We start from the raw sequence: 22,245 nt of genomic DNA, 5'->3' as shown, positions 1-22,245 counted from the left end.
GCCTCCTTACTTGGCTGACTCAAGCGGCAGGAATTTCTCGGCAAACATATCCGGCTGATAGCCTGCAGCAGCAAACAGATGCTCACGGGATTCGTCGATCGCCGCACGCAGCCTTTCGCTGTCCACGCCCAGCACCTCGCCGCCCTGCTTGACGATGCGCCCGCCAATAATGACGGTATCGACATTACTGCGTTCGGCCGCGTGTACAACGGTGCCGAATGCGTTGCCTGACGGGTAAAGGTTGATGTCCTGCGCGTTTATAAGGATCAGGTCGGCCTGTTTGCCGGGGGCCAGGCTGCCGACTTTGTCCTGCAATCCGGCACAGGTAGCGCCGTCGAGAGTGGCGGCTTTCAGTAGGCCATGAGCAGGTTGGGTCACCGGATGATGTTCTGCGCCGCAGCAGCGCTGCTGGTGCATGCCCATGACGCGCTGCAGGTAGAACGCCACCCGCATCTCCATGAACATGTCACCGCTGTAGGAGGTTTCGTTATCGACACTCAGCCCCGGACTGATGCCGTGACGCTGGGCCGACTGCATGGCGAACATTCCATCTTCAATGCCGTAGTGGGCATCTGAACGCGGGCATACGTTGACCCGCACGCCAGCCTCGCGAAGGATTTTCCAGCCGGCGTCCGGCAGCGAGGTGCAGTGGTTGAAGATGTTATCGGGGCGCAGCAGACCCTCGCGATGCAAACCTTCCAGCTCAGCTGCCATGTCCCCACCGAAAAATTCGGTAATGATCGGCAGCCCCAGACGCCGGGCTTCAGCCCACAGCTCAAGCTCCAGCTGCGCCATCACCGCCAGCGAGAGCAGTGGGTTATCGCCGTTCTTGACGTATTTTTCCTGCAGGCGCTCCAGGTTGCCGGGCCAGTGGGCTTTGTCCCACTCGCCGGAAACTGGCGCACCGGACGCGTGTACAGAGCGGATACCAGCATCGAGCAATGCCTCGACTGCGGCGTCGGAATGCGCGCCGGTACGGCTGTTGTGCGAGTTATCGACCACGGTGGTGATGCCGGCATCGATGCAGCCCAATGCAGTCAGCAGGTTGCCGATATACATGTCAGCCGGGCGATAGTATTTAGCGAACGAGAAGTGCGTGGCGTTGCAGTAGTCTTCAAGGGTTTCGGCATTTGGATTGATTCGACGCAGTTGCCCTTCCCAGGAGTGACGGTGCGTATCGACCATGCCCGGCATGGCGATCATGCCGGATGCTTCGATAACAACAGCATCGCCTGCCTCGAGGTTTTCACCAATGGCCGTGATGGTGCTGCCTTCGATAAGGATATCGCCGCGCGCCAGATTGCCGATATCGCCATCCATGCTCAGCACAGTGGCGCCACGGATAAGTGTGCGGCCGGCCGGAGCGGCTGGGCCTTGCACGATGCTGCGGTTATATTCAGCCATTTTCTGTACACCTCTTCAAATTTCGTCGGAAGCAATGTACGCAAGGCGATACTGCGGGAAAAAGGTGGTAAAACTGTTTTAATTATTCAATTTCTACGAATAATAAGACCTTTCCCGATCACTGCTTTGAGGCTGCTAACAGTCATGGACCGTATTCAAGCGATGCAGGTTTTCGTCCGTGTGGCTGAAGCAGGAAGCTTTATCCAGGCGGCGCAGACGCTCTCTCTGCCGGCCTCGACAGTTACCAGCAGCGTTAAAAATCTTGAGAAGTACTTGCAGGTGCGCCTGCTGAACAGAACAACGCGGCGAGTCAGCCTGACGCCTGAGGGCGCTCAATATCTGGCGCAATGCAGGGAAATATTGGAGCTGATCGAACACACAGAGAACAGCCTGACGGATTCCGTAAAACGGCCACAGGGGCGTTTGCGTGTCGATATGTCGGGTGGCATTGCACACTTCATCGTCATGCCAAATCTGCAAGACTTTTACCGGCGCTACCCGGATATCTATCTGATGATAGGCGTCAATGACCGGCAGGTTGATCTGATTCAGGAGGGTGTCGATTGCGTCATTCGTACAGGCGAGCTCGATGACTCAACGCTCGTTGCGCGCCCACTCGGACGGTTTCGCTGGGTGACCTGTGCGTCTGCCGCCTATCTCGAAGAGAACGGTACTCCGCAAACCCCGCAAGATTTGTCTCACCATCGATCCATTCATTACTTCTCAGGCCGCGCAAGGCAAGCAGGTGAAATGCGCTTTGCCCGTGGCACTGAAAAGGTCTCAGTCCCGGTCAACGGCACAGCGGCCGTCAACGAGACTGGGCTCTACATCAAAATGTGCCTTGAAGGTTTTGGGTTGGTGCAGCTCGCCGAGAACGTGGTCAGCGAGCATCTGCGAGAAGGGCGGCTGGTCGAAGTGCTTGCTGACTGGCAGCCTGCATCGGTTCCTGTGCACCTGCTATACCCTCATCAGCGCTTTCTTTCGCCAGCCGTGAGTGCATTCGCTGACTGGATTGCCGGGCTTGTTCGCGACGATGATTCAGCATGTTCAAGTTGAACGTTGCGCCCGGCCAGCATGCCAGTGAATGCGCCGGCTACGGAGATTGCGGCTGTGATCAGCAGCGGTGCTGTCCAGCCACCGGTCCAGTCGTGCAGTTGGCCCAGCAGCAAGGGGCCTGCGGCTGCCATCAGGTAGCCGACGCACTGCGCCATTCCTGAAAGTGCCGCCGTGTCACCGGCATTCTTTGTGCGCAAGCCGATGAAGGTCAGGCCGAGCATCATGCTGGCACCAGAGCCGAAGCCCAGGAACGCGGCCCACAACATGGCGTAGTCTGGCGCGTAAATGAGCCCGATCAGGGATGAGGCGGTTAACAGGCTGACGGTAGCGGCTGCCAGTTTCTGGTCTTTGAGACGGCGAAGCGTGGCCGCCAGAATCAAGCCGGGAATGGCCGTGGTCAGTTGAAGCGTGCCGTGTACCGTGCCTGCTTGCTCCGGGGATATGCCATGGTCCATCAGAATGGTCGGCAGCCAGCCGACGGCGACATAAAAAGGCATCGCGTTCAGCCCCATGAACAGTGTGACCTGCCATGCCAGCGGCGAACGCCAGACGGCCACGGTTGGCGCTTGTTTCGGACCGGACAGATTTACGTGTTCGTGTTTTTTCAACTGCGGCAGCCACACCACCAGCGCCAACAATGGGGCTGCGACCAACAAACTCAGGGCAATCGGCCATCCCCATGATTGGGTCAGCGGAACTATTACGGCTGAACCGACAGCGCCCGCTGCGCCCATCGTGATGGAATAAGCGCCGGTCATGGACGCCATTTTTGTCGAGAAGTCGCGTTTGATCAGGCCGGGCAGCAGCACGTTGGCCAGGGCGATCCCAGTGCCTATCAATATCGTACCGGCGTACAACGCCCACGCGCTGCCTGCGGAGCGGAGCAGGATGCCCGCTGAAATGACCAACAGTGCACCGAAAAGCGTGCGCTCGATGCCGAACCTGCGGGCGACCGATGCGCTGAGCGGGGAGAAGGCGGCAAAGGCAAGTAATGGCAGTGAAGTAAGCAGGCCTAGAGCTGAGGCGCTCAAGCCAAAAGCATTCTGGATCAGCGGCAAAACGGGCGCGATGCTGGTAAAGGGAACGCGCAGGTTCACGGCGATAAGCAGAATGCCTGCGACGAGCGCGATGGCATGCCACTTGTTTTTTATATCTGACATATTCTTTATCTGTCCTCTTAAAAGAAGACAACTGTAGAGAACTTCAGAACTGTCTAATATAGATATCAAGACACCTGATACCTAAATTATGCCAAGCTCAAAAAATGTCGTTTCCTCGCCGGAAGATTTTGATTCAGACCTTTTCGCCCAGGCAGCGATTGCCCTCAATGTTGCGCCTGACCTCAATGATTCGGGTGCCCGCCCGCATGATCATCGCAAAGGCCAGCTGATCCTGTCTTTGCATGGCGCAGTGAGCTGTGAGGTGCAAAATGCACTATGGCTTGTCCCTCCCCAGCACGCCGTATGGATCCCGGGCGGCACGCCGCACAGTTGCCGAGTGACCGAAAACGCCCGGACCTGCTTTCTGTTCGTTGAGCCCGGTGCGGCAGCCATGCCTGAAGAATGCTGCACGGTTGCCATTACGCCCCTTGTTCGGGAGATGATCCTGCATCTCGCTGAACAGGAACCTGCTTACCATTCCGAGGGCAAGACAGCGCGGCTGGTTGCGGTGCTGCTTGAGCAGCTTTCCGATGCCCCACTGAAAGAGCTGCATTTGCCGATATCAGCCCACCCCAAGATCAAACAAATCGCGGATACGCTCTTTGCAGACCCTGGAGACAGAACCACTTTGCGCGAGTGGGCTACTCGACTTGCAACCAGCGAACGAACGCTGGCCAGGCTTGTAGAAAGTACGACCGGGCTGAGCTTCGGACGCTGGCGCCAACAGTTGCATTTGATGATCGCACTGAGCCATTTGGCGGAGGGGGTATCCGTGCAGCGTGTGGCGGGCATTCTGGGATATGACTCTGTTAATGCCTTCATCACGATGTTCAAGAAAGCCCTGGGTAAACCGCCTACACAGTATTTTTCCTCGCTACTGTATGAAGGAGGCAGGGTTCAAGCGCAGGGATAATCTCGACCTGTGCAAGCTAGGCCGCATTGGCGAGTCGCCGGTGTCCGAAGGCCGTCGCTAATCCATCACCCAAAAGACACACGAAATGAACAATCTATAGAAGAACGGACTGTGTGGCGCCGCGTTGGCCCTGAAGGCAACAGCGCTGGGCGGTTGTGCCTCTTCGGCCGCGATCACCGGCGAGCCTGGGGTAAATATGGGCGACAGCTATCAGAAGGTGCTTGATGTGCAACGCGCTTGATAACTTCTAGCTCGAAATCTGCGCGTGAAGCTCTCCAAAACACACGCCAACACCATAGTGGAGACTGGTAAATACTTATTGCTGACACCTGCGCGACTAAGCGTTGTCGATACCATGTCGGCATTCCTTATCCATGACATGGTATCGATGTAGCTCCCTCACATACGTACGATGTGCGCCATTAAAAACGCCATTGATGACGTATCAAACATAACCATTCAGTTTTATTTTTTAAATAAAATCAAATAGTTATGACCAGGACCTACTCCCACTCTATTATCAACAGACGCCCTGAAAGCATGTATTTAGTGGCTTTCAATGAACTAATTTTTTCAAAACCATGAAAAATACCATGCAGGATAAAAATCACTTCTGAGGGCTAGCGTCGCCAAGATACATGCACTTAGAGGACGGCCCGCAGAAAGGAGACGCATCAGCACGGCAAGCTCAAAAGCTGCTCCCTCAGCGCAGACTTCGGCAACCAATACGATGGCATCGACGGACCAGCCTGAAAAGCCTCTGCCATTGCCTCATCGTGACCACGATCTCTCACGTTCTTATCTCTGGCATATCATCTGAATGAATCGCCCCCCATTTCCAGAGATCCTCAAGCCTCAAGATGGTCCGCCAACGGCGGTGAGACCGTCCTCTTTTCGCCAGTTTCAAGCCACAGCAAAGGGCCGCTTTTGGCCGAAAGCAGTCGGTCACTAGGACTGCTGCCGGTCAAAGGAGGTCTTTTAATAACGACGAAGGAACAGCTGAATGCGCTCGCAACTGTAGCCACTGAAGAAGGCTTCGCTGGCGCAATCCATGGCTACAACGATTCTCCATGAACACAACACGGTCCGCAGCCTCCTTGGCAAAGCGCAATTCGTGGGTAACCCCACGCATGGTCATACCAGTATTGGCCAACTCGCGCATGACGCGGAGCACTTCGTCACGCAACTCTGGGTCCAGCGCAGAAATTGGCTCATCGAAGAAGATCAATTGAGGGTCCTAGAAAGCCGTCGTGCGATCGCGACACGCTGCTTTTATCCACCTGAGTGCTTGGGGGGATGACTGTTGGTTTTGTCTGCAAGGCCAAGCTGACCCAACAAATGGCGTCCTCGCTCGACGGCTTGTGCCCATGGGACCTTCTTCACACTGAGAAGCCCCTCGGTCCCATTCTAAGGGGCGGTCATATGCCGTATCCGGATCTGGTGGACCTGAGCGCCCGCGGTGCTTTGAAGATGGTCGCTCGTTAAGCTGTTTAAAACCTAGTCCAGCTCCATCTGAACTTTAATCAATCGCTACCAACGCAACCACCGCGGCCCCATGGCAGCACCGATCAAGGTCGGCACCAGCATCCCCAGAAAATACCAGATACCCCAGAACGGTATGGCCATTTCAGGACAGTGCAGGCAGTAGGCAAGCGTAGCCAGGGAGCTGGCGAGCAGGCCGCCGCAGGCGCCGGCGAGCTTCGGCCGGGTCGGCGCCAGGCCGCGCAACGCCCAGAACACAGCAACAAAGCCTGGTACAGAGAGCAAGGTGATGTTGATGGCGCACACTTTCCAGGTTGTGCCCAAGACTATGGCCACTCGCTCATCTGCAGGTGCTACAGCCAGCCCGTACAGCGTGCCGACCCAGATCGCCGCCACTCCCAGGGTCACCCACAGCTTGCCGCCACCCGCACTCATGCCGGGACGAGCCAGGCGCGTCACCATCAGCAAAGCGCCCACCATCAGGCTCAGGGGAAAGGCGATCTTGGCCCAGAAAATCGGAGTCGTCGCCACTTCGGTCAGATCAGGCCGTACACCGAAGCGGAGTAGGATCACCAAAAGAGCCCCCACACCGCCAATCAGAATCGCCAGGCTGAAGCGGTTGGCGATCGCCTTGGGATCGACGGGTTCGACCCCGGTGGAGAGCATGGAAACAAGATCGTCTGTGTTCATCATTTACCTCTGATCATGGCCGCAAGGGCCTTGAGCCCGCGATGCACGCCAATCTTTACCGCAGACTCGGAAAGCCCGGTCAACTGCGCCGTCTGCGCAACGGAAAGCCCTTCGAGCTTGACGTGCATGATTGGCAGGCGCTGCTTGTCCGGCAGCTCTTCGAGCAACTTGTCCAGATCGCGACTTGCCTGAGCCGGTTCCAGACAGGGCTCGGCAAACAGCTCCTCGGCGTTATCAATGGAATCGTTGAGCCCATCGTGCCGCGAGCGGGAACGATAGAAATCAGCCAGTTTGTAGCGCGCAATGGCAAACACCCAGGCCGTCAACGGCTGATCGGATTGATAGGTCTGACGGCCGTTATGCACCGCCAGCAGAATCTCTTGCAGCAGATCCTCTATCTCATCTGGCTGACGCAGCAGCCGTGCCCTGAGAAAACCACGCAGGTGCGTGCTCAGCTCCCGCAGGAAATGCGCGTAGTCGGCTTGCTTGCCCTTGAGCCCAGACAGGAAGAGCGTCTGAAGATCGATCTCTCGCCTGCGCAACGATTCGTTATGTGTAGTTCGGTCCATCAATAGCCCTGGTTACACAAAAGTTAAATTTTTTTAATTGTTCTTCTCATCAAGTGCGTTGAGAGCGCGCACTGACTGAACGCAAGGTGGGTAGTGAACTGAGAAACCCCACGCGGCGCAAATTTTTTCACGATATTTCAAATATTTTTTCGATCGCTGTAACCGGTTGGCGTTTCGCGACGAATTACTTCCCGGATCGCAAGTAAAGCGAAAGATTCGCTGAACTGCTGACCAACTACATGAATCCTCGGAGAAATACCATGAAAACTATGAATATTGCCGCTATCGCAATCGCCCTGTCTTCCGTTGCTGCCGGTTCCGTCATGGCGGCCGAAAAACCAGCGGCCATGGAGAAGTGCTACGGCGTTTCCATGGCGGGCAAGAATGATTGCAAAGCAGGCGCAGGCACCACGTGTGCTGGCACTTCGAAGACCGACTACCAGGCCAACTCGTGGAAAAACGTTCCGGCCGGCACTTGCACCTCGATCAAGACGCCAAACGGTCACGGTACTCTGGAAGCCATGTAACCCGCCACATCAAGGGAGACGTCAATCATGAAAACTTCCCAAAAGATGGGCGCCGGAATTGGCCTCAAGGCAGAGCATTATGAGCACGCACTCGATTGCACCGCCAGCGGCCTATGGTTTGAAGTCCATCCGGAAAATTACATGGTTGACGGCGGCCCCCGACTGGCCTGGCTTGAAGCGATTGGAAGCCGGCACCCGCTGTCACTGCACGGTGTATCCCTGTCCCTGGCGGCCGATTGCCCGCCGGACATGGCACACTTGCAACGGCTCAAGGTGCTTGCCGATCGCGTTCACCCCGCCCTGATGTCGGAACACTTGGCCTGGTCAACCTGGCGAGGCCAGTACCACCCGGACCTGCTGCCGTTTCCCCGCTCCCATGAAGCGCTGCAACGGATCGTCGACAACGTTGATTGCACCCAGAACACCCTCGGACGCCGGATTGCGATTGAAAATCCGACCCACTATTTAAAGCTCGACGGCCATGACTGGAGCGAGCTCGACTTCCTCACCGAACTAAGCGACAGAACCGGTTGCGGGCTGCTGCTGGACGTAAATAACGCGTTTATCAGCGCCCGTAACCTTGGATTCAACGCAGCTGGGTATCTGGACGCCTTCCCGGCCAATGCGGTCATGGAAATCCATCTGGCCGGTCATACCCCTGACCCTGGCGACTCAAGGCTGCTGATCGATTCCCACGACAGTGCCATCAGCGAATCGGTCTGGTCCCTTTATGAACGCTTGATCAAGCGCATCGGCCCACGCCCGACGCTCATTGAACGCGATGACCAGATTCCCGCTTTCGATGAGTTGGTTATCGAACGCAATCGGGCCCAGAGCGTCCTGGACACCTATCGGCACCTGCAACTGGAGACTTCATAATGAATCTGTCACTGGCCGGTTTTCAGGACGCCTTTCTCAGCGCCTTGTATGGCAAGGACCCCGAAAGCTTGCCGGTACTGACTGAGCAGTCGGGATTTCTGGTGTATCGCAACACGGTGATGAAAGGCGCCAGTGATGCCCTCTTGGCGAATTTTCCTACCGTGGAGCGTCTGGTAGGCACCGAATGGTTGCAAGCCGCCGCGGCGCGCTATGTCCGCCAATTCCCGCCTACCGATGCGCGGTTGCTTCATTACGGCAAAGGCTTCCCGGACTTTCTTGACGCTTTCGAGCACGCCCGGGATCTGCCTTACTTGGGCAATGTGGCGCGCATTGATCTGCTTTGGAATGAAGCCCATGGCTCGGAAGACGAACTCGCCCTTGATGTCACCGCCTTTGCAACCATCGAGCCGGAGCTGTTGGCCAGCGTGAGGCTCAAATTGCGCGCCCCAGCACGCTGGAAATGGTTCGCGGAACAACCGGCTTACACCATTTGGCGATGCAATCGCGAACAGATCGACGTACCTGCCGAGCTGGACTGGGTCAGCGAAGGCGTTTTGATCAGCCGCAGCACCACGTCCATTGCCTGGTATCCGTTGAGCATTGGCGAGTGTGCCTTTCTGGAAGCCTGCGCAGCCAATTTGGCTCTGGATGAGGCTGCCGAATACGCAACCCGAGCTGAACCCGAGTTGGACCTGATGAACATGCTCAGCCGACTGATCGCTGCCAACGTATTTGCTGCTCACTAAGCATTGGAGAACACCGTGAATATGCCTCGACTGTTCAATCTGTGGAACAGCCTCGCCGACCGTATGCATCGCCTGATTAATGATTCCGCCTTGGCACTGGTGGCGCGGATCTCGATTGCCGCGATCTTTATCATGTCCGGTCGGACCAAGGTCGAGGGCTTTTTAACCATCACCGATAGCACTTATGAGCTGTTCCGCACTGAATACAACTTGCCGTTAATTTCTCCGGAACTGGCTGCTCATCTTTCTGCCTATGCGGAACATCTGTTCCCGGTGCTACTGATTCTTGGTCTGTTCAGTCGTCTTTCGGCCCTGGCCCTGCTCGGCATGACGTTGGTAATCGAGATATTTGTCTACCCCGATGCGTGGCCGACTCATTTGTCCTGGATCGGATTACTGCTGATTATCATAGCCAAGGGTGCCGGTACACTTTCTCTGGATAGACGATTTGGAATTCGATGATTTATAAAACAGTCATGGTTCCAGACGTCTGACAGTTTCGCTAAATAGTTAAATGACAACCTGGAATGTCAAAAAGAGCTGCGTCGGCCGGTAATCAGTTACAACCACCTCGGTTTCCTGGTGGGTGAGTCAATGGGCAACTCTAGATGCCTGAGTTCTTAACAGCTGCGGAGTCATCATGCTGATCAAGATCCCCTCTACATCCGATTGCAAAGAGTCGGATGTCACACCCGAATCCCTTTACCTCTCGCGTCGGGCATTGCTCGGTAGCTCACTTGCGGGCCTCGCTGTCAGTGCTATGCCCCGATGGGCGCAAGCCGACGCCTTGCGCTACGCCGATGTCGAAGCCGGCGCGGCTCCTGACTGGTTCAAGGGCAAATTGCCTGCGACAAAGTGGCAAGCCGTTACCGTCAAAGACGAGACGATCACGCCGTTCAAGGACGCGACCCACTACAACAACTTCTACGAGTTCGGCACCGACAAGGGCGATCCTGCGCAAAACGCCGGCTCCTTGAAAACCGAGCCCTGGAGCGTGGTCATTGACGGGGAGGTAGGCAAGCCTGGCCGCTACGCACTCGAAGACTTCATGAAGCCTTATCAGCTGGAAGAGCGTATCTATCGTCTTCGCTGCGTGGAAGCGTGGTCGATGGTTATTCCCTGGCTGGGTTTCCCGATCTCCGAACTGCTTAAGCAGGTTGAACCGACAGCGAACGCCAAATACATCCGCTTCGAAACCCAGCAGGACCCGAAAACCATGCCTGGCCAGCGCTCCGGCTTTGCGTTGATCGACTGGCCTTATGTGGAAGGGCTGCGCCTGGATGAGGCAATGAACCCGCTCGCGATTCTGGCCGTGGGCATGTATGGGCGGGAGCTGCCCAATCAGAACGGGGCGCCGCTGCGTCTGGTGGTGCCGTGGAAATACGGCTTTAAAAGCGTGAAGTCCATCGTGCGCATTAGCCTTACAAGTGAGCAGCCAAAGACCACTTGGCAGAGCATCGCCGCGAGTGAGTACGGCTTTTACGCCAATGTGAACCCGACGGTGGATCACCCCCGTTGGACCCAGGCACACGAGCGACGTCTGCCTAGCGGGTTGTTCAGCCCGAATATTCGCCAGACCGAGATGTTCAACGGCTATGGGGAGCAAGTCGCTTCTCTGTATACGGGCCTGGATCTACGGAAAAATTATTGATGCGCCTCATCTACTGGCGACTGTCCGTGTTAGCGGCTGCAGCTTTAGTCCCTCTGTTTTGGCTCTACCAGGCGTGGATCTTTGCTTTGGGGCCTGATCCCGGGAAAGTGCTGGTCGATCGCTTGGGCCTTGGCACATTGACCCTGCTTTTGATCACGCTGGCGATGACGCCACTGCAGCGCACGACGGGCTGGCCCGGATGGATTGCGGTTCGCCGGCAGCTGGGGCTGTGGTGTTTCACCTATGTGTCGCTGCACATGCTGGGTTATGGCTTCTTTATCCTGGGTTTCGACTGGGCGCAATTGGGCGTGGAGCTGGTCAAGCGGCCCTACATCATTGTCGGCGCTTTAGGATTTCTCGGCTTGCTGGCACTGGCGGTCACGTCCAATCGCTATAGCCAGCGCCGTTTGGGAAGGCGCTGGAAGAAACTGCATCGGCTCAGTTACCTGATTCTCGGACTGGGATTGCTGCATATGCTGTGGATTGTGCGGGCTGATCTGAAGGCGTGGGCTATATATGCAGCCATAGGTGTACTCCTCTTAACGCTCAGAATCCCTGCCATTGCTCGGCGAATTCAGCCTAGTCAAACTAGAAGTAGCAACATCGGCATAAAAAGCTTGGCCGCGGATGCGAAGTGAACCACTTGCCGGTAAATCGCTGCCCACGCTACCTGAATCAGAAGCCAGCGCAGTTACCGGTTCACGGCGCTGCAGCAAGGGTCAATGAATATCGATTAGTCGGGACGTACTTTCGAAAAATCAGACTGCGATCATTTAATAATGAATGCGCAACCCTGCTACCAATTTGAGCGACTTCTAATGGATCCTATGCCGCAACTATTGCGTCATTTTTCAGCGGGAGAACAAGGGCTTTGGCAGATACAAAGCAACACTTCATTGGCTGGAACTCCGCGGCCTGATGCATTAAGGCTCATGATCACCGGGGACACACTGGATAAGCGCCCGAGGACTGCTTGGCGATTACAAGGTGTTGGCGGTGATGCGATTTTTGACCCAGGCTGCTGATTTCAACTGACCTAAATGCGGTATCTGAAATCCTCCACAAAAACTTCATTCGCTGAGTGTTTGGGGAGGTGAATGAATTCCTGCAGCCTTGTTAAAAACGCATCAGCAGCAACAGCTTGGAAGAGTGAGCATGGCTCTGACGTTGTAGAGTCCTGGCTTTCGAAATGAGTGACTGAGTGATTATCAAAGCTGCCTTTATGGCTGCTTTTGGCCGAAAGCGGCCCTTCATTCCAACCAAGAGGAGCAGCCCCTAAGGTTAGCTTCGTTGCTACTGCGTCATAAGATCCCGTTCGTTCGAAGCGTCGTACTTTCTAATATCGCCTCGCATCAACCGCTCCCATCGGTTTACGAACTGTACGGTGTCTATGGCGTTAAGATGAGCGCTAAGCGCAGCTTGATCAGTCCAGCGTTCTAATAGAATAAGTTTTCCGGATTTTGGGTCTTCAATTGCGGCGTCGTAAGAAATATTTCCTTTACGTTGTCGTGTCGCGACTGCAAAGGTCTGAAACTCGCCCTGAAATCGCTCGATGTCTTCGGACGAGACGTATAGGTAGCCAGCTACGATGAGCATTTTTGCCATCCTTTTTGGTGTAGACCCCAATTACAGATCGGCTCTGAAATTGGAGGCATTGATAACTCAGGCGATAAGCACGATCTTTCCTTGAATACTTCCCCGTGAAGCTCGGTGATGCGCATCCGATGCCTGGGCAAGCGCAAACGTACTGTCGATCATCACGCGGACAGTACCGTTATCCAATAAGCGGCCAGCCTCTGCCAGTTGGGTACCGTTGGAGCGCACCTGCGTTGAGGAAACGGTGATGCCCAGATCAGCTGCTTCTTTATGCGCGCAGAAACCCATGGGATTGACCAGGAAGAGGGCGCCGCCCGGTCTTATGACGCTCAGAAAGCGTTCCATATTCGCACCACCGACGGCGTCAATCACCAGATCCACATCCTTCGCGACGCTTTCAGCGGCCGTCATTGTGTGATCGATAAATTCCTCTGCGCCCAGGTCGCGAAGCAGGCTCTCATGCTTACCGGAGGCAACCGCGATGACGCGCGCACCTTTCCATTTGGCAACCTGTACTGCCAGATGCCCCACGCCACCGCCGGCACCGTTTACCAGCACGGTCTTGCCTCGCAGCGGGACTGGCTCATGTCGAAACGACTGAAAGGGATTTGGCTCGTCATGGCCCAGCTCAATCAGAAACTGCCAGACAGTAAGCAACGACATGGGCGCACCTGCGGCCTGGACGTGGTCTATCCCGTTGGGTTTCAAAGCCAACTCGGTCTCATGGATGCGTATGTATTCGGCGTAGGCGCCGCTGCCAGTCATCAAATCTTTCGGAAAGCGCACCATTGCGTAGACGTTGTCACCGACGCTGAATCTGGAAACTCCGTCCCCGAGCGCGACGACCTCTCCCGATACGTCCGTGCCTAAAGTCAGCGGAAACTTGGCGTCTGGCCGCCACTCAGGGGGTAGGGCACGATAGCCGTCTCGTAGAAAAAGGTCTGGCGGGTTAAGGCTCGCCGCATGGACGCGGACAAGCACTTCGCCAGGTTGTGCCATGGGTTTGGGCGCATCCTCGTAGCGCAACACTTCAGGGCCGCCAAATTCGTGCAACTGCACAGCTTTCATTGTGTCGTTCATCACAACCTCGTTATCGATGGGGGATGACTTAAGTTAACCCCTATCAGCCAGGTTGATAATAAGGTTGAAAGTCGTTTCAATGGTGCCATGAAGGAACCAATCGGATTTGAACGACTGAGCGGATTGATCGCATTCGCCCGCGCCGGCTCTCTGGGCAGCTACAGGGCTGCGGCCCGCTCGCTGTCCATTTCGCCCTCGGCGATCAGTAAAAGCATCCAGCGCCTAGAACGTCATTTCGGGGTGTCGCTGTTCACCCGCACCACACGCTCGCTGACCCTCACCGTTGAAGGCCGCGATATTCATGAGCGTGTGTTGCAGCTGTTGCGTCATGCAGAAGAGATCGAGCAGGTGGCTAAGTCAGCACGCTCCGAGCCTGCTGGCACGTTACGGATTGCGGCATCACTTCCCATCGGGTTGCATATCATCGCGCCTGCCATCAGCGAGTTTCGTAAACGCTACCCGAAGGTATTGATCGACCTGCGGCTAAGCGACCAGATCGTGAACCTGGTCGAGGAAGGCATTGATCTTGCGGTAAGGATCGGTGAGCTTTCGGACTCATCGCTTTTGTCCCGTCGGCTCTTGCCATACAAGCTCGGTTGCTACGCCTCTCCTGACTACTTGGCAAGGTGCGGAACGCCTCAGCATCCTGATGAGCTGGCGGAGCATGAAACGGTGAACCTACGCTATCAAAACACCGGTCAAACCTTACGCTGGCCGTTTCGCATCGCAGATAAAGAGATCGAAATACTGCCGTCATCGTCCGTCGTCGTTGATGCAAGCGAGGCTATTTTGGAAGCAATGGCCGCGGGCACGGGTATAGGAATAGCCGCGAGCTTCATGGCAGCTCCGAGGGTGAAGCGTAAGGAGCTGGTCCCGATACTCTCCGAATTCGCGGTACAGAGGCACAATATCACCGCCATTTGGCCCGAAAGCCGTCGCACCAATCCTGCGGTACGCGCTTTTCTGGATATGCTGATCGAACTTCGCTGAGGTCCTGACTCTTCGTTCAGACAGGGTATTTTCAACAGCCGCTAGCTGATCTAGGCGCAGATACTCCAGGTGTACCGCTCCGGAGACGTCGCTTGCAGGCAGCGCTCTTGATCGTCAGGTATCGGCCAAAAGCGGCCCTTCTCAGAATTGAGAGAAATGGTCTCCAGTGCCCAGCACGATATTGAATATCTCTATGCTTGCTTTGGTAGTAGGTACGCTACACCAATTAAATCAATGGTTTAGAGTTGGAAAGGTAGTCGATTCTGTAAAAGAAGTTACATTTTTTAAGGGGCTAAAAACTGATTTCCAAGCCTCTTGAAAACTCTTATTAACAGTATTAGGATCGTTGTGCGTTACTAGTATCCATATCAATGTGAGGAAGACTGTATGGCGCTCAAACCAGGTCCAAAGCCTATTGCCAAATCAACCGGGAAAGTAGATAAGCGTCGTCGCGATAATAAAGACACGCAAGGTAATAATCCCGACTTGAAGCCAAGCAAGTCTTCTAAAAAGTAACTTGTAACTGATAAAAGCTACGTAACAGTAGCTTTTATCATTTCAATGTAATTTCTTGGTATCAAGGAGCCGGAGCGCAATTGCACTGACGCGTCCCATCAGGTGTCCACCGCCCATTACTTGGGGTGAAGTTCAGATGTTGTGCAGCCGTCTGGTATGGGGCTGTTTCTGCTGGTCGGCAGACAGTGCAAAAGCGGTTGGTTGTATTCAGGTAGGCGACCCCTGGGCGCTGTCTATAACGTCCATCGCTGCGGGCCCAGACCAGAGATTGGGAATCCTGAAATGCCCGTGAAATGTGGCCGTACGCGCAATCGTTATCACTGGAGCCATGATGGGGGGCTGTGCAGATCGCGTTATTTAGCGCGATGGCGGAGAGGTCGATATCAGTCAGCTGGGAGTCTGCACAAAAAAGTACCCCTGGCATACTCTGGGCCGGTGGTGCCCACAGCACCAAGCTCTCCTTATTGACTACCGTCAACCCGATCACATCCATAACAGAGTTGTCCCGAGGTTTGTGAAATTGGATTTCACGTGCGTTTAGCGGAACCAGCACGTTCTCGATGCCACCACTGGGGTGAGTTGTGTCATATTCAAACCAACGTATTGGGATTTCGTGATGTAACGCCAATAATGCGACAAGCATGATGCGGTCCAAGGCATCAATCAGCTCAATGAATAGTGTCGTTTGCTCTTCAGTCAGGGCTTGTATAAGAGTTTTGAGACTTGATCGCTTATTCGCGGAATAAATAAAGGGATACCGCATCTCTGGGGAATAGAAGTGACGATATGGAAGTTGGGCTTCATTTAAGTAGTCCTCAATCGCCATGTCAGTCAGTTGCTCTGGTGGCTGCTCCCTCTCCTGTGGTGGCACATGCGCCGCTTCGTACGTAGTCGCCTCTCCAGTTCGGAGATTTTCGATTTTTTCTAATGCACGCTTAATTGGAATCTCACGGATATCCGTCAAGAGTTTTTCGGCTATTGACGGACCGCGCTTCAGCGCGTGACCTATAACTTCAATCCATTTGCCCGGTAGCCATATTTCATCGCAGGCGCGCTCTTGACGCAGCAGGCCAATGATACCGTCCACATGATCAGCGTCATTATGTGTGCAGACGATAATATCAAGGGGCCGAGCGTCTATTTCGTCCAGCTTCTGCCGCATCCATCGTGTACTTCTGCCGCCATCCACAAGCACCGAAAAGTTATCACGCTCAAAATAGAACGCATCTCCTTGACCTACCGGAATTGCGGTAAAACGGGGCATCGAATAATCCTAAGCGTGGACAGAGGCATTGATTTCGTGATGGCTTTAAGCCATGGCTAGTATACCTACTCTGGTTTCTGGATCCAATGGAGGGCCGCTCCCGCAGATCACGTGGGCCACCATCAATGGAGAAGGCTCTTGTAATGGCGTAAACCTAAGGGCCTAGGTCGTGCGCGACAATGCGAGAACGACCATCAAGTAACGACTGACCGGCAGCTTCTGGCCGATTTCTGCCTGTCGCGACCGGCTGAAACCGACCCAAAGCTGACGGTGGCGACAGTCAGAGATCGGCCAAAAGCAGCTCCTCAATTCAGGGGGGTTTTCGTCCGAAAAAACACCATTCGGAAATGTCTGAAAGAGGACGCGCAGGCACCTACCTCAAGGACGATGCAGCCCTGTCGCATCCCGCCAGTACAAGGTTTTTTCGAACTGAAAGCTAATAAGAAAGAAAGCCGAACACGACTGAGATATGGACCGAGCGATTTTATCCAGATCTTCCATAGCCGACTCCCCCTCTGGTTCGGGCCCTTTAATTCTGATGGTGCAACGCACAGCGACAGGGAAGTCGATACCCATTGTATTCTCAGCATAAATCGTAGGGGCATCGAGTACGTCATTGGTACTCAATTTAAGTCCCGAGGTAAATTCAGCGTATAGCCCATTTCCTGCGACCTCTATTTCCCAAGCACCGGCATTCGCAACTGCCTTGCTCAGCGTCGAAATTGTGAGCGTACTATCAGCTTCCAAGCACAGATCAAGACTCATGAATCCTCCCTTTTCCTTGGCTGCACACTTGCACCAAAATTTTTGAGTGCGATCTTCGCGACAGTGTATTTGGCTAGGGGTTTGAACGACCTCCGCCGTTCACTATGGGGGGGAGTCGACCCAAAGCCGACATAACTCCGTGCATTATCGTTTTTCCACAACAACCACATAATCGGAGAAGTCGACATCACCCACCCCGTCGCTACATTCCAACGTCATCGTGCCATCGGTCCCGTGGACGTGAATTCCAGCATTGCCAACCCATGCATTCATGCCAAAAGCGCTCTTCTAGACGTTCCAGATTTTTAGAACGTTTCCACCTTTAGAAAACACTTCTATCTCCAAAGCATCGGGACTGATATCAGACCACAAAACTATTTCGGGACAGCCGTTGCCAGAGCCTTCGACGACGATTTGCCCGCCCATCATCTTTAATGCCAATCCTTGCACTCGACCGTTCGTAGCGCCCAATCGACGAACTGAAAAGACGGTTCTGGGCTCTGTGATCTTGATCTCCATGATCGCAACGATAGTTTTTCCATTGAAACTTATGGGCTTCCCTTTGGTGCGCATAAATGTAGAGGAGAGTGTTTCTTCCATTTTTTGATCCCCGGAATCTCTCAGGTGCCTTGCCTCAGTTTGGCCTAGCGAGGTTAGCATCCCTATACCTTAAGGGATTATGAATGGCTGCTTCTGGCCGAGGCTGTGGAAAAACGTTTTTGAGCGCGACAGGTACTCAAAACCGAACCGAAAATCGCGCTTCTACGCAAAATCCACATCTGCTGACGTACCGATAAATTTCAGATTTGACGTAGACGCGGACACTTAAATTTTGGTGAAGCGTTTTTACACACTCTGGGCCATTAGCCGCCATTTACTAAAAGCCGCTTTCGACTCAAAGCTGGCAATGGCGATACCCCAGACTGATTCCGGCCCGATACGATAGAAGCATTTACAACACTTGGTCGTGCCCAGCCCCATTGTTCGGGAACCTTCTGGCCACTTAATAAGAACTAATGCTGATCGTCTGGAGGGACGGTAACGGGATGAAGAAAAGAGTTCCAGGCCTTGTATGCTTCATGATGCTTTTTGACTTCCTCATCCCAATCAGGCCCTGAAACTCTCTTCGAGACCACCATCATCATCATTTTGGTATTGGCGGCATCAAGCTCAACTAGTAGCTCGTGGCATCTAAATCTAAAATCATCTATGTCTTCCATATACTCACCTTGCGACAGGTCTAGCCGGATATACCGGGTCATGCCCATTTTCGTAATGACAAGTCCCCAAAGACAAAGGTTCATTGAGCAGCCGAGTTTCTATTCGGCATGTTTTGAACAGACTGCATCGCACAGCAGCTCCAACAACTCATTCGCCAGGACCGCCGCTTCTTGTCGATAGTCGGCGTTCCAGCGGCACGACCAGTTATCAGGCTTTCCCTCATCCTCCCATTGCGCCAATGCAAGCCCGTTTAGTATTTCCAGCTCGAACCAAACACGCTGCCAAGCGACAGCGTCCTGGACTGACGCCGTGTCTTGCCATAGGAATTCTGTTTGCACGACAAATGCCGACCATGCAAACAGATCCTCTGAGGCTCGCTCACCGATCATTCGGAAGTATTTTGCGCTAGCCAATCAACGATTCCTTGTAGTCGTTTACCTGTTTAGTAAACGTCTATCCCCGGATAGAGATCCGCGGGTGGACGATAATTGGGGTTCTCAAAGCGGCTGTTCTCGTAATGGGTTTTGGCCGTCGGTCCATCGCCGTTATAGGTCACCTGCGGGTTTGGCGTGAGATGCCAACCGCTTCCTTCCTTGTCGCGCTCGATCAGTGATGCGTACAACCTACAGTTGCCTGATGAGCCGGATGTCAGCCTGAACTGGTAATAGCGTCCGGCTTGGGGCGTGAACTTAGTCGAGACATAGCAGGAACGAGTGCGTGTCCCCTCCCAGAATAGATCCACTTGCGTTTCGATACCGGGTCGGATCTGCGTTTCGTAATAGTCCCATGTAAGGTCTTGCCCTGCCTTTGGCATGCCCACGTCCTGTGTGTGGGTGAACGGCAGGGGGCCGGTGCGAACGGCGCCGCCCGAACGTTTGCCGTTTTCGTATTGGTAAATTTCGGCGTGCTGCGTGTAGTCGACGATACGTACCCAGGCAGGGTTGGGCTCGTTTTCGGGCGCGGTAAAGTAGTTGGTATGGGGCAAAAACTGGCAGCCTGCGAACAACGGCAATGCAAGCAGGCAGAGCAGAGGGCGTATCGACATGAAGCCTTTCCTTTTGCGGAGTCAGGGTTACAGACAGCAAAAGAGGAGGCGCATTGCGTAAAGGCTGAAAATTTTGTGGCTGAATCGTCGCGGCGATATCGGTTTCAACCGGTCGCGACAGGCAGAAATCGGCCAAAAGGAGCCAGTCGAAGGCATCTAGGAAATTACGGGCGATTCACATCTGCCCTGCAAAAAACCTATAAGGCCTCCCAAACAATCACTTGATGATCCACAATGGATCTGACTCCTAGAACTTTGGTGAAGCATGGCCGCTATTTCGAATCGCCGTTTTATCCTACCTATCCTGATAGCGTGCTCGTTCGCGACTGGTTTATTTTTCGGACTAGTAGCAAAAGGTTTGTTAAGTTCTTCAGGTTGGGCTGAGGCCCTTTCCGGAATCGCTACAGTAGTAGCTCTCATTCTAGCTGTCGTCACATATATAGGGTGGCACAAACAAAAGATTAGAGAAGACGCGTACTCAACAAAGAAGCTATATATTTCAACACTTGTTCAGATCGAATCAACCACAGTTCAAATAGCAAATCTGCTGTTCAATCTTGTCCCGGAAGCTGGTATGTTGGTGCCTAGTGATTCTCAAGCAAAGTCTAATCTAGAGAAAGTAGTTGATAATAACAACGAACTGAAACTCTATGCCCAATCTCTTACTTCCGTGAATAGCGAGCTTGGCTTTTGGGGGGCTTCATTGAGCCAGGACTCAGCCGTCGAGCACGTCAAACTGATGGATTCAATAAACGAATACTTAACGTCTCTACACTACCTTCATAACTGCCTGATAAATTTTTACGTCCACAAATCAAACGACATTACCATTCAGCAATGGAAAACAAGGTTTATTGAGGCCAACAAGACCATATTTGATTTGTTCAACTCAAGAAAGAGAAAAAGCATGAGCACAGTTTTTCTAGACTAGCTCTATTTCAGATGTTCTGCGGACATGTAGGTTACGGCATCAACGCTCTTACGTACGCCTGACAGGTCAGTGGCGCGATCAGCCCGTTATCCCCGTCTCGGTGATTGCCAAAATTCGTTGAGCATGCGTAGGGTCAAGTCAGACGCAAACGCCGCATAAGCCAGGCCCATGATTGAAACGATTGCTGCCCCTTATCAGGCCAAAAGGAGCCAGTCGGATGCCTCCAGGAAATTAGGGGTGATTCAAAACAATCACGCAATCCAGAACTTCACCCCCCGCGTCGTGAAAGAACATCAACCCACTTCGCATTCATCTCCGCAAAAACTGTATGGAAGTGGTTGTCAGGAAATTTGGCAAGCCTGCCAAATTGATCAGTTGCATCCATCAGTACCATCAACGAGGTGGAAATGATCGATTCTACAAATTTAGGTGAATCAGCCTGCTTATAGACCATGTTCGTTTCATTCTGATGTCGGAATGCCAGCACAGCTAGATCGTTATGTGAGAAAGCACAAAGCATCGAATAAGGGCCAACTAAATGACCTAACCCGGCAGCACCAATATCGTCGCTTATTTTCTTGGGCTTGAGGCCGGCAGCACGAAAAACCTCACACTCGGAATGACAGATATCGTCCATTTCTTTTATTGAGATTTTCAATTGTTCAGGAATATGAGGGTCAGCAATTATCCCCTTGTAGACACGTCGCTCGCTTTTTAATTTTTCATATCGCATCTGGTCAATATATGTGTTACTCGTCTCAAGCATCTTCATAGCTACGAGTGCCTCGATCATTGACCTCACATGAGTGGCTGCGTGCGTACTCATATGGGCATTAGCCAAATGCAACATTGCCTCAAACTGCTCAGCGATAGTCAGTACAAGGCTGACCCGCAAACGATCTGGTGAAACCAATGGGGGCCGAGCACGAATAATAAGGCTTCGAAGACCTTCAAGTATTTGCTCCGCCGATTTGAGAAGTTGTAGGGCCGTCGTTGTACTCATCTACTCTCCACCAATAGGTTCATTCCCGCATCAAAATAGACCGCCGAATGCGTTAGGCAAAGCGTCACGGATGGAGTGAGTGAGCAAAACGAATTCTGCTGGCTCATCGCTTCCCATGCCCGAAGCTACCCGGCAGGCGCGCCCATGAGTCGAGCATATCAACACGCTTTGGCGCCTTCCTCTCCTTCGTAGAAACAGGCTTCACCGGTACTTTTGCCTTAAATTTCGCTCCGGCGAACTCTTCCACACTTACCTTAAAGCTCATATGCGTGTTTGGAGGTTTCCCGCTCCTTGCGAAGACGGCCCCCACCGGCCCCATTTTGCTTGTCAGCCCAAGGCGTTCACAGATCCATGCTGAAACGAACAGCTTAAAGTCACGACCGTCGAATACGTTCACCAATGCACCAAGAAGGCTGTAATCACCATGCTTTTCCGAATGTTCTATACAGTGCGTAAGCGCCTGGCTATACAGGTAGGACATGAGAACTTTCTTTTCGTCGAGAAGTGTTCGTACTGATCCTTTGCTCAGGGCTACTATCTGTTTATATGAGTCCTTCATACTGCTTCCAGCTCCTGCCGTTCATGTATTGAAGCCAATTTAACCTAAAAAGCAGGGGCTCTGAATGTTCCTCTTTTCGTAGGCGAACCATAACTCCATTTTTGCCAGCTGCCATCACGGCTGATGGTCCGCTTTTGGCCGATAGCGGCCGGTCATCTACATCTGCTCTTGGCCGGTAGCTGCCCCTCGTCACCGGCG

The 22,245-nt window shown here is 53.6% G+C and carries 26 protein-coding genes; 11 read left to right on the top strand and 15 right to left on the bottom strand.

The genetic code is table 11. The annotated features are described in order from the left end of the window. Positions 1 to 6: 6 nt before the first annotated feature. Positions 7 to 1,404 carry an amidohydrolase family protein gene (locus tag BUB69_RS07010; RefSeq protein ID WP_073163751.1) on the bottom strand — a complete coding sequence of 466 codons (1,398 nt, stop codon included), beginning with the start codon at positions 1,402 to 1,404 and terminating at the stop codon, positions 7 to 9. On the opposite strand from BUB69_RS07010, the gene BUB69_RS07005 reads away from it, so the two are divergent. Continuing rightward, complete coding sequence (locus BUB69_RS07005) at positions 1,375 to 2,460, top strand: LysR family transcriptional regulator (protein WP_245825264.1); 1,086 nt, start codon at positions 1,375 to 1,377, stop codon at positions 2,458 to 2,460. The genes BUB69_RS07010 and BUB69_RS07005 overlap by 30 nt on opposite strands. On the opposite strand, the gene BUB69_RS07000 is transcribed toward BUB69_RS07005, so the two are convergent. Continuing rightward, positions 2,373 to 3,689, bottom strand: a complete 1,317-nt coding sequence (locus BUB69_RS07000; RefSeq protein WP_245825263.1) for an MFS transporter — start codon at positions 3,687 to 3,689, stop codon at positions 2,373 to 2,375. The two genes, BUB69_RS07005 and BUB69_RS07000, sit on opposite strands and share 88 nt — an antisense overlap. Before the next feature lie 19 nt (positions 3,690 to 3,708). Between BUB69_RS07000 and BUB69_RS06995 the strand changes: the two genes are divergently transcribed. Then, the gene (locus BUB69_RS06995) at positions 3,709 to 4,533 is read left to right on the top strand and encodes an AraC family transcriptional regulator (RefSeq protein WP_073163740.1); all 825 of its coding nucleotides are present in this window, start codon (positions 3,709 to 3,711) and stop codon (positions 4,531 to 4,533) included. A gap of 964 nt (positions 4,534 to 5,497) precedes the next feature. Here BUB69_RS06995 and BUB69_RS29520 read toward each other — a convergent pair. The 3 genes from BUB69_RS29520 to BUB69_RS06975 all read right to left on the bottom strand — a co-directional run bounded on the left by BUB69_RS29520 (position 5,498) and on the right by BUB69_RS06975 (position 7,274). Next, positions 5,498 to 5,761, bottom strand: coding sequence for an ATP-binding cassette domain-containing protein (locus BUB69_RS29520; protein ID WP_141121828.1), 264 nt, complete (start codon positions 5,759 to 5,761; stop codon positions 5,498 to 5,500). A 302-nt stretch (positions 5,762 to 6,063) separates the two neighbouring features. Further along, a complete protein-coding gene (locus BUB69_RS06980; protein WP_073164351.1) occupies positions 6,064 to 6,705 on the bottom strand; it encodes a DUF1109 domain-containing protein in 642 nt (213 codons plus the stop codon). Beyond that, positions 6,705 to 7,274 (bottom strand): sigma-70 family RNA polymerase sigma factor, encoded by a 570-nt coding sequence (locus BUB69_RS06975; RefSeq protein ID WP_073163729.1) that lies wholly within the window; start codon positions 7,272 to 7,274, stop codon positions 6,705 to 6,707. Before BUB69_RS06975 ends, BUB69_RS06980 begins: the two co-directional genes overlap by 1 nt. A gap of 260 nt (positions 7,275 to 7,534) precedes the next feature. Between BUB69_RS06975 and BUB69_RS06970 the strand changes: the two genes are divergently transcribed. From BUB69_RS06970 to msrQ, 6 genes are all read left to right on the top strand, one after another. Next, on the top strand, positions 7,535 to 7,801 hold the full coding sequence (locus BUB69_RS06970) for a BufA1 family periplasmic bufferin-type metallophore (RefSeq protein ID WP_073163725.1): 267 nt from the start codon (positions 7,535 to 7,537) through the stop codon (positions 7,799 to 7,801). Positions 7,802 to 7,846: 45 nt separating this feature from the next. Next, positions 7,847 to 8,680 carry an MNIO family bufferin maturase gene (gene bufB, locus BUB69_RS06965; protein ID WP_122284637.1) on the top strand — a complete coding sequence of 278 codons (834 nt, stop codon included), beginning with the start codon at positions 7,847 to 7,849 and terminating at the stop codon, positions 8,678 to 8,680. Next, a complete protein-coding gene (locus BUB69_RS06960; protein WP_073163719.1) occupies positions 8,680 to 9,426 on the top strand; it encodes an HvfC/BufC N-terminal domain-containing protein in 747 nt (248 codons plus the stop codon). The genes bufB and BUB69_RS06960 overlap by 1 nt, the downstream gene beginning before the upstream one ends. A 63-nt stretch (positions 9,427 to 9,489) precedes the next feature. Further along, positions 9,490 to 9,888 (top strand): DoxX family protein, encoded by a 399-nt coding sequence (locus BUB69_RS06955; RefSeq protein ID WP_375232899.1) that lies wholly within the window; start codon positions 9,490 to 9,492, stop codon positions 9,886 to 9,888. A 178-nt stretch (positions 9,889 to 10,066) separates the two neighbouring features. Continuing rightward, the gene (msrP, locus tag BUB69_RS06950) at positions 10,067 to 11,077 is read left to right on the top strand and encodes a protein-methionine-sulfoxide reductase catalytic subunit MsrP (protein WP_073163713.1); all 1,011 of its coding nucleotides are present in this window, start codon (positions 10,067 to 10,069) and stop codon (positions 11,075 to 11,077) included. Next, positions 11,077 to 11,715, top strand: a complete 639-nt coding sequence (gene msrQ, locus BUB69_RS06945) for a protein-methionine-sulfoxide reductase heme-binding subunit MsrQ (RefSeq protein ID WP_073163710.1) — start codon at positions 11,077 to 11,079, stop codon at positions 11,713 to 11,715. The genes msrP and msrQ overlap by 1 nt, the downstream gene beginning before the upstream one ends. A gap of 655 nt (positions 11,716 to 12,370) precedes the next feature. Here msrQ and BUB69_RS06940 read toward each other — a convergent pair. Both BUB69_RS06940 and BUB69_RS06935 read right to left on the bottom strand, forming a co-directional pair. Further along, positions 12,371 to 12,673, bottom strand: coding sequence for a putative quinol monooxygenase (locus BUB69_RS06940; protein WP_073163707.1), 303 nt, complete (start codon positions 12,671 to 12,673; stop codon positions 12,371 to 12,373). Positions 12,674 to 12,739: 66 nt separating this feature from the next. Beyond that, positions 12,740 to 13,753 (bottom strand): NADP-dependent oxidoreductase, encoded by a 1,014-nt coding sequence (locus BUB69_RS06935; RefSeq protein WP_073163704.1) that lies wholly within the window; start codon positions 13,751 to 13,753, stop codon positions 12,740 to 12,742. Positions 13,754 to 13,840: 87 nt separating this feature from the next. Here BUB69_RS06935 and BUB69_RS06930 point away from each other — a divergent pair, with 87 nt between their 5' ends. Together BUB69_RS06930 and BUB69_RS29295 are read left to right on the top strand one after the other, a co-directional pair. Further along, complete coding sequence (locus tag BUB69_RS06930) at positions 13,841 to 14,743, top strand: LysR family transcriptional regulator (RefSeq protein WP_073163701.1); 903 nt, start codon at positions 13,841 to 13,843, stop codon at positions 14,741 to 14,743. Between the two features lie 387 nt (positions 14,744 to 15,130). Further along, a complete protein-coding gene (locus BUB69_RS29295; protein ID WP_262410392.1) occupies positions 15,131 to 15,259 on the top strand; it encodes a hypothetical protein in 129 nt (42 codons plus the stop codon). Positions 15,260 to 15,320: 61 nt separating this feature from the next. Here BUB69_RS29295 and BUB69_RS06925 read toward each other — a convergent pair whose 3' ends face one another. The 6 genes from BUB69_RS06925 to BUB69_RS06900 all read right to left on the bottom strand — a co-directional run bounded on the left by BUB69_RS06925 (position 15,321) and on the right by BUB69_RS06900 (position 19,554). Continuing rightward, positions 15,321 to 16,523: an MBL fold metallo-hydrolase gene (locus BUB69_RS06925; RefSeq protein ID WP_073163699.1), complete on the bottom strand. Its 1,203-nt coding sequence runs from the start codon at positions 16,521 to 16,523 to the stop codon at positions 15,321 to 15,323. A 378-nt stretch (positions 16,524 to 16,901) separates the two neighbouring features. Further along, positions 16,902 to 17,288, bottom strand: coding sequence for a hypothetical protein (locus BUB69_RS06920; RefSeq protein WP_056858383.1), 387 nt, complete (start codon positions 17,286 to 17,288; stop codon positions 16,902 to 16,904). 288 nt (positions 17,289 to 17,576) lie between these two features. Then, entirely contained in the window at positions 17,577 to 17,888 is a 312-nt protein-coding gene (locus BUB69_RS28815) for a hypothetical protein (protein ID WP_175561656.1), read from the bottom strand. 413 nt (positions 17,889 to 18,301) lie between these two features. Beyond that, positions 18,302 to 18,508 carry a hypothetical protein gene (locus BUB69_RS06910; RefSeq protein ID WP_032883549.1) on the bottom strand — a complete coding sequence of 69 codons (207 nt, stop codon included), beginning with the start codon at positions 18,506 to 18,508 and terminating at the stop codon, positions 18,302 to 18,304. A 99-nt stretch (positions 18,509 to 18,607) separates the two neighbouring features. Then, positions 18,608 to 18,922, bottom strand: a complete 315-nt coding sequence (locus BUB69_RS06905) for a hypothetical protein (RefSeq protein WP_015371109.1) — start codon at positions 18,920 to 18,922, stop codon at positions 18,608 to 18,610. Between the two features lie 29 nt (positions 18,923 to 18,951). Then, entirely contained in the window at positions 18,952 to 19,554 is a 603-nt protein-coding gene (locus BUB69_RS06900) for a hypothetical protein (protein ID WP_015371108.1), read from the bottom strand. A gap of 265 nt (positions 19,555 to 19,819) precedes the next feature. On the opposite strand from BUB69_RS06900, the gene BUB69_RS06895 reads away from it, so the two are divergent. Beyond that, positions 19,820 to 20,485, top strand: coding sequence for a hypothetical protein (locus tag BUB69_RS06895; protein WP_073163697.1), 666 nt, complete (start codon positions 19,820 to 19,822; stop codon positions 20,483 to 20,485). Positions 20,486 to 20,753: 268 nt separating this feature from the next. Here the strand turns inward: BUB69_RS06895 and BUB69_RS06890 are convergent, their stop codons facing one another. Together BUB69_RS06890 and BUB69_RS06885 are read right to left on the bottom strand one after the other, a co-directional pair. Further along, the gene (locus BUB69_RS06890) at positions 20,754 to 21,488 is read right to left on the bottom strand and encodes a DUF5677 domain-containing protein (RefSeq protein WP_073163695.1); all 735 of its coding nucleotides are present in this window, start codon (positions 21,486 to 21,488) and stop codon (positions 20,754 to 20,756) included. A gap of 103 nt (positions 21,489 to 21,591) precedes the next feature. Beyond that, the gene (locus BUB69_RS06885) at positions 21,592 to 22,047 is read right to left on the bottom strand and encodes a hypothetical protein (RefSeq protein WP_061436649.1); all 456 of its coding nucleotides are present in this window, start codon (positions 22,045 to 22,047) and stop codon (positions 21,592 to 21,594) included. Positions 22,048 to 22,245 lie beyond the last annotated feature (198 nt).

This window comes from Pseudomonas asturiensis (assembly GCF_900143095.1).
Lineage (GTDB): Bacteria > Pseudomonadota > Gammaproteobacteria > Pseudomonadales > Pseudomonadaceae > Aquipseudomonas > Aquipseudomonas asturiensis.
This window is presented reverse-complemented; position numbering and strand designations above follow the sequence as displayed.

Coding starts and splice junctions, on each gene's coding strand:
- BUB69_RS06940 (WP_073163707.1), bottom strand. CDS start 12,673: ATGCTCATCGTAGCTGGCTACCTATACGTCTCGTCCGAAGACATCGAG.
- BUB69_RS06955 (WP_375232899.1), top strand. CDS start 9,490: ATGCATCGCCTGATTAATGATTCCGCCTTGGCACTGGTGGCGCGGATC.
- BUB69_RS06935 (WP_073163704.1), bottom strand. CDS start 13,753: ATGAACGACACAATGAAAGCTGTGCAGTTGCACGAATTTGGCGGCCCT.
- BUB69_RS06975 (WP_073163729.1), bottom strand. CDS start 7,274: ATGGACCGAACTACACATAACGAATCGTTGCGCAGGCGAGAGATCGAT.
- BUB69_RS06925 (WP_073163699.1), bottom strand. CDS start 16,523: ATGCCCCGTTTTACCGCAATTCCGGTAGGTCAAGGAGATGCGTTCTAT.
- BUB69_RS06885 (WP_061436649.1), bottom strand. CDS start 22,047: ATGAAGGACTCATATAAACAGATAGTAGCCCTGAGCAAAGGATCAGTA.
- msrQ (WP_073163710.1), top strand. CDS start 11,077: ATGCGCCTCATCTACTGGCGACTGTCCGTGTTAGCGGCTGCAGCTTTA.
- BUB69_RS29295 (WP_262410392.1), top strand. CDS start 15,131: ATGGCGCTCAAACCAGGTCCAAAGCCTATTGCCAAATCAACCGGGAAA.
- BUB69_RS06890 (WP_073163695.1), bottom strand. CDS start 21,488: ATGAGTACAACGACGGCCCTACAACTTCTCAAATCGGCGGAGCAAATA.
- BUB69_RS06980 (WP_073164351.1), bottom strand. CDS start 6,705: ATGAACACAGACGATCTTGTTTCCATGCTCTCCACCGGGGTCGAACCC.
- msrP (WP_073163713.1), top strand. CDS start 10,067: ATGCTGATCAAGATCCCCTCTACATCCGATTGCAAAGAGTCGGATGTC.
- BUB69_RS06930 (WP_073163701.1), top strand. CDS start 13,841: ATGAAGGAACCAATCGGATTTGAACGACTGAGCGGATTGATCGCATTC.
- bufB (WP_122284637.1), top strand. CDS start 7,847: ATGGGCGCCGGAATTGGCCTCAAGGCAGAGCATTATGAGCACGCACTC.
- BUB69_RS06970 (WP_073163725.1), top strand. CDS start 7,535: ATGAAAACTATGAATATTGCCGCTATCGCAATCGCCCTGTCTTCCGTT.
- BUB69_RS28815 (WP_175561656.1), bottom strand. CDS start 17,888: ATGGAAGAAACACTCTCCTCTACATTTATGCGCACCAAAGGGAAGCCC.
- BUB69_RS06900 (WP_015371108.1), bottom strand. CDS start 19,554: ATGTCGATACGCCCTCTGCTCTGCCTGCTTGCATTGCCGTTGTTCGCA.
- BUB69_RS06960 (WP_073163719.1), top strand. CDS start 8,680: ATGAATCTGTCACTGGCCGGTTTTCAGGACGCCTTTCTCAGCGCCTTG.
- BUB69_RS07010 (WP_073163751.1), bottom strand. CDS start 1,404: ATGGCTGAATATAACCGCAGCATCGTGCAAGGCCCAGCCGCTCCGGCC.
- BUB69_RS06920 (WP_056858383.1), bottom strand. CDS start 17,288: ATGAGTCTTGATCTGTGCTTGGAAGCTGATAGTACGCTCACAATTTCG.
- BUB69_RS06910 (WP_032883549.1), bottom strand. CDS start 18,508: ATGGAAGACATAGATGATTTTAGATTTAGATGCCACGAGCTACTAGTT.
- BUB69_RS06895 (WP_073163697.1), top strand. CDS start 19,820: ATGGCCGCTATTTCGAATCGCCGTTTTATCCTACCTATCCTGATAGCG.
- BUB69_RS06995 (WP_073163740.1), top strand. CDS start 3,709: ATGCCAAGCTCAAAAAATGTCGTTTCCTCGCCGGAAGATTTTGATTCA.